Source organism: Micromonospora palomenae (genome assembly GCF_007829925.1).
Taxonomy (GTDB): domain Bacteria; phylum Actinomycetota; class Actinomycetes; order Mycobacteriales; family Micromonosporaceae; genus Micromonospora; species Micromonospora purpureochromogenes.
Genome location: NZ_VIXA01000002.1, coordinates 780,194 through 794,149, shown reverse-complemented (window position 1 = coordinate 794,149; position 13,956 = coordinate 780,194). Strand labels below are relative to the sequence as shown.

General features: G+C 72.2%; 12 protein-coding genes. 10 read left to right on the top strand and 2 right to left on the bottom strand.

All coding sequences use genetic code 11. The annotated features are described in order from the left end of the window. From nuoI to FHX75_RS14680, 7 genes are all read left to right on the top strand, one after another. Nucleotides 1-657 (top strand): NADH-quinone oxidoreductase subunit NuoI, encoded by a 657-nt coding sequence (gene nuoI / locus FHX75_RS14710; protein ID WP_154940351.1) that lies wholly within the window; start codon nucleotides 1-3, stop codon nucleotides 655-657. Further along, nucleotides 654-1,424, top strand: a complete 771-nt coding sequence (locus FHX75_RS14705; protein WP_154940349.1) for an NADH-quinone oxidoreductase subunit J — start codon at nucleotides 654-656, stop codon at nucleotides 1,422-1,424. The genes nuoI and FHX75_RS14705 overlap by 4 nt, the downstream gene beginning before the upstream one ends. Then, nucleotides 1,421-1,720, top strand: coding sequence for an NADH-quinone oxidoreductase subunit NuoK (gene nuoK, locus FHX75_RS14700; protein ID WP_088959269.1), 300 nt, complete (start codon nucleotides 1,421-1,423; stop codon nucleotides 1,718-1,720). Before FHX75_RS14705 ends, nuoK begins: the two co-directional genes overlap by 4 nt. 11 nt (nucleotides 1,721-1,731) lie before the next feature. After that, entirely contained in the window at nucleotides 1,732-3,693 is a 1,962-nt protein-coding gene (gene nuoL / locus FHX75_RS14695; RefSeq protein WP_154940347.1) for an NADH-quinone oxidoreductase subunit L, read from the top strand. Nucleotides 3,694-3,757: 64 nt separating this feature from the next. Further along, a complete protein-coding gene (locus FHX75_RS14690; protein ID WP_154940345.1) occupies nucleotides 3,758-5,290 on the top strand; it encodes an NADH-quinone oxidoreductase subunit M in 1,533 nt (510 codons plus the stop codon). Then, nucleotides 5,287-6,840 carry an NADH-quinone oxidoreductase subunit NuoN gene (gene nuoN / locus FHX75_RS14685; RefSeq protein ID WP_154940343.1) on the top strand — a complete coding sequence of 518 codons (1,554 nt, stop codon included), beginning with the start codon at nucleotides 5,287-5,289 and terminating at the stop codon, nucleotides 6,838-6,840. The genes FHX75_RS14690 and nuoN overlap by 4 nt, the downstream gene beginning before the upstream one ends. Before the next feature lie 91 nt (nucleotides 6,841-6,931). Further along, the gene (locus tag FHX75_RS14680) at nucleotides 6,932-8,017 is read left to right on the top strand and encodes a polyprenyl synthetase family protein (RefSeq protein ID WP_154940342.1); all 1,086 of its coding nucleotides are present in this window, start codon (nucleotides 6,932-6,934) and stop codon (nucleotides 8,015-8,017) included. 57 nt (nucleotides 8,018-8,074) lie between these two features. On the opposite strand, the gene FHX75_RS14675 is transcribed toward FHX75_RS14680, so the two are convergent. Then, nucleotides 8,075-9,259, bottom strand: coding sequence for an MFS transporter (locus tag FHX75_RS14675; protein WP_154940339.1), 1,185 nt, complete (start codon nucleotides 9,257-9,259; stop codon nucleotides 8,075-8,077). A gap of 156 nt (nucleotides 9,260-9,415) precedes the next feature. Between FHX75_RS14675 and FHX75_RS14670 the strand changes: the two genes are divergently transcribed. Continuing rightward, nucleotides 9,416-10,198, top strand: a complete 783-nt coding sequence (locus tag FHX75_RS14670) for an IclR family transcriptional regulator (protein WP_154940336.1) — start codon at nucleotides 9,416-9,418, stop codon at nucleotides 10,196-10,198. Nucleotides 10,199-10,409: 211 nt separating this feature from the next. Here the strand turns inward: FHX75_RS14670 and FHX75_RS14665 are convergent, their stop codons facing one another. Then, the gene (locus FHX75_RS14665; protein WP_154940334.1) at nucleotides 10,410-12,530 is read right to left on the bottom strand and encodes a PhoX family protein; all 2,121 of its coding nucleotides are present in this window, start codon (nucleotides 12,528-12,530) and stop codon (nucleotides 10,410-10,412) included. A gap of 235 nt (nucleotides 12,531-12,765) precedes the next feature. On the opposite strand from FHX75_RS14665, the gene FHX75_RS14660 reads away from it, so the two are divergent. Together FHX75_RS14660 and FHX75_RS14655 are read left to right on the top strand one after the other, a co-directional pair. Next, the gene (locus FHX75_RS14660) at nucleotides 12,766-13,260 is read left to right on the top strand and encodes a sigma-70 family RNA polymerase sigma factor (protein WP_088959261.1); all 495 of its coding nucleotides are present in this window, start codon (nucleotides 12,766-12,768) and stop codon (nucleotides 13,258-13,260) included. Continuing rightward, nucleotides 13,257-13,955 (top strand): anti-sigma factor family protein, encoded by a 699-nt coding sequence (locus tag FHX75_RS14655; protein ID WP_154940332.1) that lies wholly within the window; start codon nucleotides 13,257-13,259, stop codon nucleotides 13,953-13,955. Before FHX75_RS14660 ends, FHX75_RS14655 begins: the two co-directional genes overlap by 4 nt. Nucleotide 13,956 lies beyond the last annotated feature (1 nt).

Sequence of the window (13,956 nt, the reverse complement as noted above, 5' to 3'; positions counted from 1 at the left end):
GTGGGCGCGATCACCGGAACGTTCAAGGGCTTCGGTGTCACCTTCTCGCACATGTTCAGGAAGGTCGTCACCACCGACTACCCGTTCAAGCCGCCGGTGTCGGCGCCGCGCTACCACGGGCGGCACATCCTCAACCGGCACCCGGACGGCCTGGAGAAGTGCATCGGCTGTGAGCTGTGCGCCTGGGCCTGCCCGGCGGACGCGATCTTCGTCGAGGGTGGCGACAACACCGACGAGCAGCGCTTCTCGCCGGGTGAGCGGTACGCCAGCGTCTACCAGATCAACTACGCCCGGTGCATCTTCTGCGGGCTCTGCATCGAGGCCTGCCCGACCCGTTCGCTCACCATGAGCAACGAGTACGAGCTGGCCCGGGACAACCGGCAGGACCTGATCTTCACCAAGGAGCAGCTGCTCGCGCCGCTGCTGCCGGGGATGGAGCAGCCGCCGCACCCGATGCGGCTGGGCGACAGCGAGAAGGACTACTACGTCGGCGCGCTGACCAACCCGGGCACCTCGGCCGGTGCCGAGCACGCGGCCAACAGCCCGGGCCGGTACCAGGTGGAGGAGCACCCCGGGGTGACCTTCCCCGGCGCCGAGCAGCACGCCCAGCGGGCCGCCGCCAACGGGTCCGCGGCAGGCAAGGGAGCGGGAGCATGACCACGCAGACGGTGCTCGCCGCGGCGGGCCAGGTGTCCGGCGGCGAGGAGGTCACCTTCTGGATCCTCGCCCCGCTCGCGCTGATCGGCGCGATCGGCATGGTCTGGGCCCGCAACGCCGTGCACTCGGCGCTCTGGCTGGTGCTGACCATGCTCTGCCTGGGCGTGTTCTACGTGCTCCAGGCGGGTCCGTTCATCGGCATGGTGCAGATCATCGTCTACACCGGCGCGATCATGATGCTCTTCCTCTTCGTGCTGATGCTGGTCGGCCGGGACGCCTCCGACTCGCTGATCGAGACGCTGCGCGGCCAGCGGGTCGCCGCGGTGCTGCTCGGCCTCGGCTTCGCCGGCCTGGTCGGCACCGGCCTCTACCGGGCGCTCGACGGGGTCACCGCGGTCGGCCTGGAGCAGGCCAACGCCGAGGGGAACGTCCAGGGGATCGCGCGGCTGCTCTTCACCAAGTACGTCTTCGCCTTCGAGCTGACCTCCGCGCTGCTGATCACGGCGGCCGTGGGCGCGATGGTGCTGGCGCACATCGAGCGGCGCCGGGAGGACAAGATGGACCAGGTCGCCACCATGCGGTCCCGGTTCCGCCCCGGCAACTACCCCGGCCCGAAGCCCGGGCCCGGCGTCTTCGCCACCTCCTCCTCGGTGGCCACCCCGGCCCGCCTGCCCGACGGCCGGCTGACCGACCGCAGCACCCCGGCGATCCTGCCGCAGCGCGAGATGACCGCCGAGGAGACCACGCTGAAGGGGACGGACAAGTGACCCCGGACTACTACCTGATCCTCGCCGCGGTGCTCTTCACCATCGGCGCCGTCGGCGTGCTCGTCCGGCGGAACGCGATCGTGCTGTTCATGTGCGTCGAGCTGATGCTCAACGCGGCCAACCTGACGCTGGTCACCTTCAGCCGGATCAACGGTGACCTCAACGGCCAGATCATGGCGTTCTTCGTGATGGTGGTGGCCGCGGCCGAGGTCGTGGTCGGGCTCGCGATCATCATGTCGATCTTCCGGACCCGGCGCTCCGCGAGCGTCGACGACGCCAACCTGCTGAAGTACTGAGGGGCCCTGCGGTGGATGAGATTCTGACGTACGCCCAGGCAGAGCCAACCGGCGCCGTCGCCTACGCTCCGGCTGGTGGCCTGCTGAGCAGCGTCTGGCTGCTGGTGGCGATCCCGCTGGTCAGCGCGGCGATCCTGCTGCTGCTCGGCCGGCGGGCCGACCGCTGGGGGCACTGGCTCGGCGTGGCCGCCATCGGCGCCGCGTTCGTGCTCGGCCTCAGCTACTTCTTCCAGCTCCGCGGCCTGGACAACAAGTCCGTCGAGCTGAGCCTGTGGGACTTCATCACGGTCGGCAACCTGAAGGTGGACTTCGGTCTGCTCTTCGACCCGCTGGCCGCGGTCTTCGTCCTGCTGATCACCGGGGTGGGTTTCCTGATCCACCTATACGCGGTCGAGTACATGGCGCACGACGAGGGCCGGCGACGGTTCTTCGGGTACTTCAACCTCTTCGTCGCCGCGATGCTGCTGCTGGTGCTCGGCAACAACTACGTGATGCTCTACTTCGGCTGGGAGGGCGTCGGTCTGGCGTCGTACCTGCTGATCTCCTTCTGGTACGGGCGGCCGAGCGCGGCCACCGCCGGGAAGAAGGCGTTCCTGATGAACCGGGTCGGCGACGCCGGCCTGGCGATCGGCATCTTCATCATGTTCGCCACCCTCGGCACCACCCAGTACGACGAGGTCTTCAACGGCGTCGGCGCCCTGGCCAGCGGCACCGTGCTGGCGCTGGGCCTGCTGCTGCTGCTCGGCGCGGCCGGCAAGTCCGGCCAGTTCCCGCTCCAGGCGTGGCTGCCGGACGCGATGGAGGGCCCGACCCCGGTGTCGGCGCTCATCCACGCCGCCACCATGGTCACCGCGGGCGTCTACCTGATCGCCCGGTCCAACCCGATCTTCACTGCCAACACCACGCTCCAGCTGGTCGTGGTGAGCGTCGGCGCGCTGACCCTGCTGATGGGCTGCGTCATCGGCGCCGCCAAGGACGACATCAAGCGGGTGCTGGCCTGGTCGACGGTGAGCCAGATCGGCTACATGTTCCTCGGCGTCGGCCTCGGTGGCGGCGCCTACGCGCTGGCCATCATCCACCTCCTGGCGCACGGCTTCTTCAAGGCCAACATGTTCCTCGGCGCTGGCTCGGTCATGCACGGCATGAACGACCAGGTGGACATCCGCCGATTCGGCGGGCTGTCCAAGCACATGAAGATCACCTGGATCACCTTCGCCATGGGCTGGCTGGCGATCATCGGCATTCCGCCGCTCTCCGGCTACTTCTCCAAGGAGCCGATCATCGCGGCGGCGTTCGAGCGGGAGGGCTGGACGGCCTGGCTCTTCGGCGGTGCCGCGCTACTCGGCGCCGGGCTGACCGCGTTCTACATGACCCGGCTCTTCGTGCTCACCTTCCACGGGCCGAAGCGGTGGACCGAGGACATCGAGCACCCGCACGAGTCGCCGAAGCTGATGACCATCCCGCTGATCCTGCTGGCGATCGGCTCGGTGCTGGCCGGTGGCCTGATGGCCTGGAACGACGGGGTCGCCTCATGGCTGACGCCGGTACTGGGCGAGGAGGCCGGCGGTGAGGCGCACGGCGTGCTCTCCCACACCGTGATCACGATCCTGTCGATCCTGGTCACCGTGCTCGGCGCCGGGCTGGCCTGGATGCTGTTCCGCAACGGCACGGCCACCGCGCCGCAGCCGGCCGGCGTGCTGGTCACCGCGGCGCGGCGCAACCTCTACACCGACGCCTTCAACGAGGCGGTCTTCGAGAAGCCGGGCATCTTCCTCACCCGGGCGCTGGTCTTCCTGGACAACCGGGGCGTCGACGGGCTGGTCAACGGCCTCGCCGCGGCGGTCGGCGGTGGCTCGGGCCGGCTCCGGCGGCTGCAGACCGGCTTCGTCCGGTCGTACGCGACGTCCATCCTCACCGGCGCCCTGCTCGTGGTGGCGGCGTTCCTGGCCGTGCAGGCGGGGTGGCTGGCGTGATCGACCTCAACACGCCCGCCCCCACCGGCGGACCACGCAGTGACGACGGAGGTAAGGCCGAATAATGTCCAACTTCCCGTTCCTCTCGGTGCTGACCGTGGCACCGCTGGTCGGCGCCCTGGTGGTGGCCTTCCTGCCGCGCCGCCGGCCGGAGCTGGCCAAGCAGGTGGCGTTCGGCTGGTCGCTGCTGGTGCTGGTGCTCTCCGTGGTCATGTGGGTCTCCTTCCAGGCCGACGGCGACCGGCTCCAGTTCCGTGAGTCGTACGCCTGGATCCCGACCTGGGGCGTCAACTTCACCTTCGCCGCCGACGGCATCGCGCTGGTCATGCTGATGCTGATCGCGGTGCTGGTGCCGCTGGTGATCCTGGCCTCCTGGCACGACGCCGAGTCGTCGAAGCGGTCGGTGCCGGTCTACTTCGCCCTGCTGCTGGTCCTCGAGTGCACGATGATCGGCGTCTTCGCCGCCGCCGACGTCTTCCTGTTCTACGTGTTCTTCGAGGTCATGCTGGTGCCGATGTACTTCCTGATCGGCAGCTACGGCGGCCACCAGCGGCAGTACGCGGCGGTGAAGTTCTTCCTCTACTCGCTCGTCGGCGGTCTGTTCATGCTCGCCGCGGTGATCGGCCTCTGGGTGGTCGGCGGGAAGACCTTCGACTGGCAGGCGCTGACCCAGGTGGACATCTCCACCGGCACCGAGCGCTGGCTCTTCCTCGGCTTCTTCCTCGCCTTCGCGATCAAGGCGCCGTTCTTCCCGTTCCACACCTGGCTGCCGGACGCCGGTGGCGCCGCCCCGGCCGGGGCCGCGGCCCTGCTGGTCGGCGTGCTCGACAAGGTCGGCACGTTCGGCATCCTGCGCTACTGCCTGCCGCTGTTCCCCGAGGCGTCGAAGTGGTTCGCCCCGTGGGCGTTGGCGCTGGGCCTGATCGGCATCATCTACGCGGCGCTGCTCGCGGTCGGCCAGTCCGACCTGAAGCGGCTGGTGTCGTACACGTCGATCGCGCACTTCGGCTTCATCGGCGTCGGCATCTTCGCCTTCACCACCCAGGCCGGCACCGGTGCGGTGCTCTACATGCTCAACCACGGTCTCGCCACCGGCCTGCTCTTCCTGGTGGTGGGCATGCTGATCGCCCGCCGCGGCTCGGCCCTGATCAAGGACTTCGGCGGGGCGGGCAAGCTGGTGCCGCTGCTGGCCGGGGTGCTCTTCTTCGCCGGTCTGGCCTCCCTGGCGTTGCCCGGCACCGCGCCGTTCGTCTCCGAGTTCCTGGTGCTGATCGGCACCTTCACGGTGAACAAGCCGGTCGCGGTGATCGCCACGCTCGGCATCATCCTGGCCGCCGCGTACGTGCTCTGGATGGTGCAGCGCACCACGCAGGGCACGCTCAACCCGGAGCTGACCGAGGTCGAGGCCATGCGCCGTGACCTCAGCCTGCGCGAGAAGGTCGTGGTCGCACCGCTGATCGCCCTGATCGTGCTGCTCGGCTTCTACCCCAAGCCGGTCACCGACGTCATCAACCCCGCCGTCCAGGCGACCATGAACGACGTCGGCCGGACCGATCCCGCCCCGACGGTCGGCAGCGTCCAGGAGGCCGCAAAATGACCGAGCTGAAGTTGCCGTCGATCGACTACGCGGCGCTCGCTCCGATCCTGATCATGCTGGGCGTCGCCCTGCTCGGCGTGCTGGTGGAGGCCTTCGTGCCGCGCCGCCGGCGGCACGTCGTGCAGCTCTCGCTCGCCCTGCTGGCGGTGCTCGCCGCGCTGGTGATGACGGTGCTGAACGCCGACGACCGGCTGCTCACCGCCGGTGGGGCGATCGCGGTGGACGGCCCCACGCTCTTCCTCCAGGGCGCCATCCTGGTGCTCGCCGCGATGGCGCTGCTGCTGATCGGTGACCGCACGGTGGAGCGGGGCGGGGCGTTCGTCGCCCAGGCCGCGGTCACCGCCGAGTCGGCCGACGACCGGCGGCAGGCCGAGGGGAGCAACGGCGCCACCGAGGTCTACCCGCTGACCACCTTCGCGATCGGCGGCATGCTGATCTTCGTGGCGGCGAACGACCTGCTGACCATGTTCATCGCGCTCGAGGTCTTCTCGCTCCCGCTCTACCTGCTCTGCGCGCTGGCCCGTCGCCGGCGGCTGCTGAGCCAGGAGGCGGCGATGAAGTACTTCCTGCTCGGGGCGTACGCGTCGGCGTTCTTCCTGTTCGGCGTGGCGCTGGTCTACGGCTTCACCGCCGGGATCCCGGGCCGGTCCGCCGGCGTCGACTTCGCCACCGTGCACGCTGCCGTGAAGGAGTCGCCCGCCAGCGAGGTGCTGCTCTTCGCCGGGATGGCGCTGCTCGCCATCGGCCTGCTCTTCAAGGCCGCCGCCGCGCCGTTCCACGTCTGGACCCCGGACGTCTACCAGGGCGCCCCGACGCCGGTCACCGGCTTCATGGCGGCCTGCACCAAGGTGGCCGCCTTCGGCGCCCTGCTGCGGGTGTTCCACGTGGCGTTCGCCGACGCGGCCTGGGACTTCACCCCGGTCCTCGGGGCGGTCGCGGTGCTCACCATGCTGGTCGGCGCGGTGCTGGCGGTCACCCAGACCGACATCAAGCGGCTGCTGGCGTACTCCTCGATCGCCAACGCCGGCTACCTGCTGGTCGGTGTGCTCGCGCCGACCGGCGAGGGCGTCTCCGGCACGATGTTCTACCTGGCCGCGTACGGCTTCTCGGTGCTCGCCGCGTTCGCCGTGGTGACCCTGGTCCGGGACGCGGACGGGGAGGCCACCCACCTGTCCCGCTGGGCCGGGCTGGGCCGCCGGTCGCCGTTCTACGCCGGGATCTTCACCTTCATCCTGCTGGCCTTCGCCGGTATCCCGCTGACCAGCGGCTTCACCAGCAAGTTCGCGGTCTTCGGCCCGGCGCTGGAGAGCGGCCACGCCTGGCTGGTGGTGGCCGGCGTGCTGACCAGCATGGTGCTGGCCTTCCCGTACCTGCGGGTCGTGGTGATGATGTGGCTCTCCGAGCCGGGCGAGAGCACCCCGACCGTCACGGTGCCGGGCGGGTTGACCGCGACCGCGCTCATGATCGGCGTGGTGGCCACCCTGGTCCTGGGCGTGGCCCCGGCTCCGCTGCTCGACCTGGCCACGGACGCCGCAGCGTTCGTACGGTGAGACGTCTGCCCGAGGGCGCGGGGCCGGTGCGCGGTGGCGCGCCGGCCCCGCGCCTGTATCCCCGCTCCGGAGCAGGTCGAACGGGTGTGGCATGGTTGAAGGCGTGGTGATTCCGGCTGGCGAGCGTTCAGGCGTCGTCGGCTCCGGCGGTCGTCGGAGCCGGGCGGGCACGAGTCAGGTCGGCGCGCTCGGGGTGCATCTCACCGATCCGCGCGTCGAGGCCTCCGTGCTGGGCGTGCTCGACGGCGTCGAGGCCGAGCTGCGGGCCAGTGTGGCCAGCGCCGACCCGTTCGTCACCGAGGCTGCCCGGCACCTGGTGGAGGCCGGCGGCAAGCGGTTCCGGCCGCTACTGGTGGCGCTGGGGGCGCAGTTCGGCGACCCGACGCACGCGCAGGTCGTCCCGGCCGCCGTGGTGATGGAGCTCACCCACCTGGCGACGCTGTACCACGACGACGTGATGGACGAGGCCGCCGTGCGGCGGGGCGCCCCGAGCGCCAACTCCCGCTGGACCAACTCGGTGGCGATCCTGGTCGGCGACTACCTCTTCGCCCGCGCGGCGGATCTCGCCGCCAACCTGGGCACCGAGGCCGTCCGCCTCCAGGCGCGCACCTTCGCCCGTCTGGTGCACGGCCAGATCGCCGAGACCGTCGGCCCCCGGGCCGGCGACGACCCGGTCGCGCACTACCTGCACGTGATCGCCGAGAAGACCGGCTCGCTGATCGCCACCTCGGCCCGCTTCGGCGGCATGTTCGGCGGGGCGTCGGCGGAGCACACCGAGGCCCTCGCGGGCTACGGCGAGACCATCGGGGTCGCCTTCCAGCTCTCCGACGACCTGCTCGACATCGCCAGCGAGTCGGTGCAGTCGGGCAAGACGCCCGGCACCGACCTGCGCGAGGGCGTGCCGACACTGCCGGTGCTCTACGCCCAGGCGGCCGACGACTCCGACGCCGCCTCGGTGCGGCTGCGGGAGATCCTGGCCACCGGCCCGCTGGTCGACGACGCCCTGCACGCCGAGGCGCTCGGCCTGCTCCGCGAGTCCCCGGCGCTCAAGCGGGCCCGGGAGACCGTCCGCAGCTACGCCGAGGACGCCCGCGCCCAGCTCGCCCCGCTCCCGCAGGGCCCCGCCCGCGGCGCCCTCGAATCCCTCTGCGACTACATCGCCGACCGCACCAGCTGACCGCTCCCGCCCGAGGGTCGCTCCACCGCGTCGCTCACGAGGCGCAGGGGTCGCAGGTCAGGGGGTGCGGGTCAGCATCCGGCTGCCGAGCAGCATGAACGCGGCGGCGGCCAGCATCGCGACGGCGGCGGTGAGCCACATCGCCGGATAGCCGGCCGCGCTGGCGGTGGCGCCCAGGGCGAGCGGGCCGAGGCAGCCGCCGGCGTACACCCCGGTCTGGGTGATCGAGGTGGCGGCGGCCGGGGCCTGCGGGTGCAGCCTGACCACCGCGAAGTTCATCAGCCCCGGCCACGCCCAGCCCAGGCCGAAGCCGAGCACCACGCCGACCACCAGCGGCACCGCGCCGGACAGGGCGAGCAGCCCCAGCCCGGCCGCGCCCACCACCAGCATCCCGGCGATCACGGCCACGTGCCCGTCGGCCCGCCGGTCGGCGAGCCAGCCGGCCCCGATCCGGGCGGTGACGCAGACCGCGCTGCCCAGGGTGAGGGTCAGTCCGGCCAGTCCCGGCGCGAGGCCGCGCGCCACCGACGAGTCCACCACGAAGGTGCCCAGCGCGTTGGCGGCCGCCGCGGCGAGCGTCGCCGCCACGCCGACCACCACCAGGGCCGCGGTGGCCCGCCCGCCGCGCGCCCCGGCGGCCTTGTTGGCCGGTCCGGCCTGCCCCGGGGGTACGGCGGGCAGGGCGGCCAGTGCGGCCCCGGCGGCAGCCACGAACGCCCAGCGCCAGCCGGCGGTGAGCGCGATGGTGGGCACCGCCGCGCCGGCCAGCAGGGTGGAGACCGGAATGGCCGCCTGCTTCACCCCGAAGGACAGGCCCTGCCGCCGGGCCGGCACGTGCCGGGCCAGCGCCGCGTTGCTGGCGAGCTGCCCGAGCGCGTTCGCCGCGGCGCTCAGCCCGAGCAGGGCCACCAGCACCGGGTACGACCGGGCGAGCAGCGCGATGGCGAACAGGCAGCCGGCGGCCAGCAGGATGCCGGCGCGGGCCACCACCGCCGGGCCGTACCGCTCGACCAGCCGGCCGGACGGTACCGAGGCCAGCGCGCTGATGCCGAAGTAGACCGAGACGGCCAGACCCAGGCCGGCGGGGGAGAAGCCGAGATCGTCACCCATCTGCACGGCCAGGCCGCCGACGAGGAACACCGGCAGGACCGAGGCGACGGTGGTGGCGATGGCGCCGGCGCCGGCCCGCAGCGGGGCCACGGCCGGCGGGCGGGGCGAGGGAGTGAGGGCGGTGTCGGTCATCGTCTGGCCAACCTACGTGAGCCCAGCTCACGGGCGCCCGGCGTGTCGCAGCGATACACGCCACGTGCGGTCTGATCTGGAATCCTCGACCCGAACGGGCGTTCCGTCCCCGGGCGGTTTTTCATATGGTGTAACTCCCCGGCTGCGGAGGTGGTTGTGCGCGACCCCCTGGCGGAGCCTTCGGATCTCATCCGGAGCGTCTCCCGCGCGCTACGCGTGCTCGAGTCGGTCGGTCGCGCCCCCAAGGGGCTGACCGTCAAACAGATCGCCCGGCGGTGCGAGCTGACCGTCGCGACGACCTACCACCTGGTCCGCACCCTCGCCTACGAGGGCTACGTGATCCGGCGGGAGGACGGCACCTACATCGTGGGGCTGGAGGTTGCCGACCGGTACCGGGAGCTGGTGACCGCGTTCCGGGGGCCGCCCGCGGTCGGGGAGACGCTGCGCCGGGCCGCCGCGGACACCGGCTGGAGCCACTACCTGGGCCGCTTCGTCGGCGGGCAGGTGGCGGTCACGGCGGTCGCCGAGGGGTCGCGCTCGCCGTACCTGGAGGACCTGGTCCCCGGCTTCGACGAGGGGGCGCACGCCACCGCGCTCGGCAAGTGCCTGCTGGCCACCCTCACCGCCGAGCAGCGCTTCCGCTACCTGCGCGAGTACGGCATGCGCCCGTTCACCACGGCCACCCTGACCACGGTCGAGGCGTTCGAGGCGGACCTGGCCGCCGGGGACCGGCGCGGCATGCAGCTGGAGCTGGGGCAGTTCCGGCAGGGGGTGGCCTGCGCGGCGGTGCTGGTCACCCCGGACAAGGACATGGAACGCCGGGTCGCGCTGGCCTGCGCCCTGCCGGCCAGCGAGATGATGACCTCGGCCCGGGTGGTCCGGGCCAAGCTGCTCACCGTCGCCCGCGCCGTCGCCGACGGCATCGCCGCCGACACCTGACCGCCCGGGCCGTTCGATACCCACCCCTGCGCGTGCCCGGCGCGGGTTGATCGACTCCGTTTCGCCGAACTGGCGGCATCCCACCGCACCCGATGCCGCCATGTCGCCGACCTGGAGTCGATCAACGCCCCGGACGTCGGAAGGGCCCCGTCCCTGGCGGGGAGCGGGGCCCTTCGACCGGTGGCCCGGCGCCGGGCCACCGAGGGGAACGTCAGCTGCCGATCGGGCCGCCGTCCAGCCGCCAGGTGACGACCACGCCCGGCTTGGCGTAGTCGCCGTCCGGCCAGGTGGACGCCGGCTTCTCCACGGAGGCGCCGGTGATCTCACCGGGGTGCTGCACGGCCACGAAGACCGAGCGGTTGTCGCCGGTGATGAACGGGCCGCAGGTCTCCGCGCCGACCGGCACGGTGAGGAACTGCTTGAGGTGCCCCCGCTCCGGACCCTCGACCGCGGTGGCGAAGAGGCCGTCGTTGCTGCCCAGCGCGTTGCCGTCGGTGGAGATCCAGAGGTTGCCGGCGGCGTCGAAGGCGACGTTGTCCGGGCAGGAGATCGGCGAGACCTTGGTCTTGTCGTACCCGGCGAAGTAGGTCGACGGGTCGGTCGGGTCGCCGGCGACGATCGGCAGCGACCAGGCGAAGGTCTCCGCCGTGTTGTCGCCCCGGTCCTCGACCAGCTCCAGGATCTGGCCGTGCTTGTTGAGGTTGCGCGGGTTGGCCTCGTCGGCCCCCGGCTTGCCCGGCTTCCCCCGGTCGGTGTTGTTGGTCAGCGCCACGTACACCTTGCCGGTGAGCAGGCTCGGCTCGACGTCCTCCGGCCGGTCCATCTTGGTCGCGCCGACCTTGTCCCCGGCGAGCCGGGTGAAGGTGAGCACGTCCGCGGCGGTCATCCCGTCGACGTACGAACGGTTGCCGCTGACCAGCTTGATCCACCGGCCCCGGCCGTTGAACGCGCCGTCGGCCGGGAGCTTGCCCGAGCCGTCGATCTCGGCGGCGCTGGTCTGCTCGAACTGCGCCACGTAGAGCGTGCCGGACTCCAGCAGGGTCAGGTTGTGCTTGCGGGCCACCCACGAGTCGCCCGGCAGGAACTTCTTGTCGGAGACGAACTTGTAGAGGTAGTCGAAGCGCTCGTCGTCGCCCATGTACGCGACCACGTGCCCGCTCTTCGCCACGATGACGTTGGCGCCCTCGTGCTTGAACCGGCCCAGCGCGGTGTGCTTGCGCGGGCGGCTCTCCGGGTCGAACGGGTCGATCTCCACGATCCACCCGAAGCGGTGCGCCTCGTTCGGGTGCTTCGCCAGGTCGAAGCGCTCGTCGGCCCGCTCCCACTTGCGGCTGCCGCTGGGGTAGCGGGCGGTGGTGGTGATGCCGTAGCGGGCCAGCTTCGGCTTCAGCTCCTCCGGGGCGGCGTCCGCCCCGACGAAGTACTGGTTGAAGTTCTCCTCGCCGGAGAGCACCGTGCCCCACGGGGTGACCCCGCCGGCGCAGTTGTTCAGCGTGCCGACGACCGTACGACCCTTCGGGTCGGCGGCGGTGCGCAGCCAGGCCGAGCCGGCGGCCGGGCCGGTCAGCTCGAACTTCGTGCCCAGCGCGGTGACCCGTCGGTTGTACGGCCGGCGGCCGCCCGCGACCGGACGCCACTGCCCGGTGCCGTCGACCCGCTCCAGCTCCACCACGGACATGCCGTGCGCGGCCATCGCGGTGCGCAGTTGCTCCACGGTCAGCGCGTCCAGGCCGGTGAAGCCGGGGAACATCAGGTCCTCGTTGGTGTACTCGTGGTTGACCACGAGCAGCGCCCGCCGGCCGCGCCGGTCCAGCGGCAGCACCCCGACGAAGTCGTTGTTGTAGCCGAACTGCTTCGACTGCGCGGCGGCGTTCTGCCCGTGCAGGTCGAACGCGGGGGCGCCGGGGACCACCGGGTCGCCCCAGCGGATGACCACCGCGTGGTCGTACCCGTTGGGGACGACCAGGGTGTCGAGCTGGTTCGGCGGGATCGGCTTGAAGGTCAGCGCGCCGGTGGACGGCTGCGGGCTGCCGAAGTCGGTCACCTCGGGCACGACCGGCGTGCCGGGGGCGGCGGCGGCCGGGGCGGCACCGGCGAGCGCGCCGGCGGCCGCGCCGCCGAAGCCGAGCACCAGCGCGCCGACCGCGCCGGCCCGGACCACGCCGCGCCGGGACACCTCGGCCTCCACCAGGTCCCCGAAGTACGCGTTGTCGGAAGAATTGGGCACCGGGTGGTCGCAGGCGTTGCCGCACCGGTACAGGCAGGTCATCGCATCGCGGCTGCCGTGGCGGGTGGCGCCCAGCAACGGGAGCAGCCGGGGACGGTCGCTCATTTCAGGAGCCTCCTGGAAGCAAGGTCGGTGGCACGCCGGATCACCTCGATCGACGTGCGTACCGGCCGGAGGCTGCCAGGGCGCGGTGAGCGGTCGCCGGACTCGGCGTGAACCGGATGTGAACAGAGGTCGCAGGTGAACCGATCGGCGTGACGGCGCGTATCCACGGGCGAACGCATTCGCCGCACTCGCCGCGGAGAGCGAGGGGATCACCATCAGCGACCACGACGCCCAACTGCTGCGCGCGCTGCACGACGAGCACGCGGAGGCGCTGTACGCGCACGCGCTCCGACTGGTCAACGGCGACCGTACCCGGGCCGAGGACCTGGTGCAGGAGACCCTGCTGCGGGCCTGGCGCCACCCCGAGTCGCTCGACCCGCGGCGCGGCTCCGTCCGTGCCTGGCTCTTCACCACGGCGCGGAACCTGGCGATCGACGCCTGGCGGCGCCGGTCCACCCGGGTCGGTGAGGTGTTCACCGACGACCTGCCCGAGCCGCCGGAGGCGGTCGACGAAGCGGAGCGCGCGGTGGAGGCGTGGACCGTCGCCGAGGCCCTGAACCGGCTCAGCCCCACCCACCGGGAGGTGCTGGTCGAGTGCTTCTACCAGGGCCGTTCGGTGGCCGAGGCCGCCGCCCGGCTGGGGGTGCCACCGGGGACGGTCAAGTCCCGCACGCACTACGCGCTGCGCTCACTACGGTTGGTCCTGGCCGAGATGGGGGTGACCGGATGACCCGCTGCGAGTTCGCGCACGACGACGGCGCGTACGTGCTGGGCGCCCTCGCTCCCGCCGACCGCGCCGCCTACGAGCGGCACCTGGCCGGCTGCGCGGCGTGCCGGGAGGCGGTCGCCGAGATCGCCGTGCTGCCGGGGCTGCTCGGCCGGCTCGACCCGGCCGCGCTGGACGAGTTCCTGCCCCCGCCGCAGGAGCCGAACCGGGTGCCCGCGCTGCTCGCCGCCGCCCGGGACCGCCGGCGCCGGGAGCGGTCCAGCGCGCGCCGACGGTACGCGCTGACCGCCCTGGCCGCCGCCGCGCTCGCCCTGGTCGTGGGCGTCGGGGGTGCGGCGGTGCTGCGGCCTCCCACGCCGCCCGGGCCGACCGTCCAGGCGGTGCGGATGGTCGCCATGCAGCCGGTGGCGGCGAAGGCCCCGGTGCACGCCGAGATCGGGTTGACCGGCACCGACTGGGGCACCGAGGTCACCATGCGCTGCGGGTACGACGCGACCGCCGGCTACGGCAAGGCGTACACGTTCCGGCTGGTGGCGCACGGCCCGGACGGCGCCACGGAGCAGATCGGCTCCTGGCTGGCCGCGCCCGGCGACGAGGTGCGCCTGAGCGGCGCGACCCGCTTCACCGACGCGGAGCTGGTCCGGCTGGAGCTGGTCCGCGCCGACGGCACCGCCGTGCTGGGCTACGACGTGCGCTGAG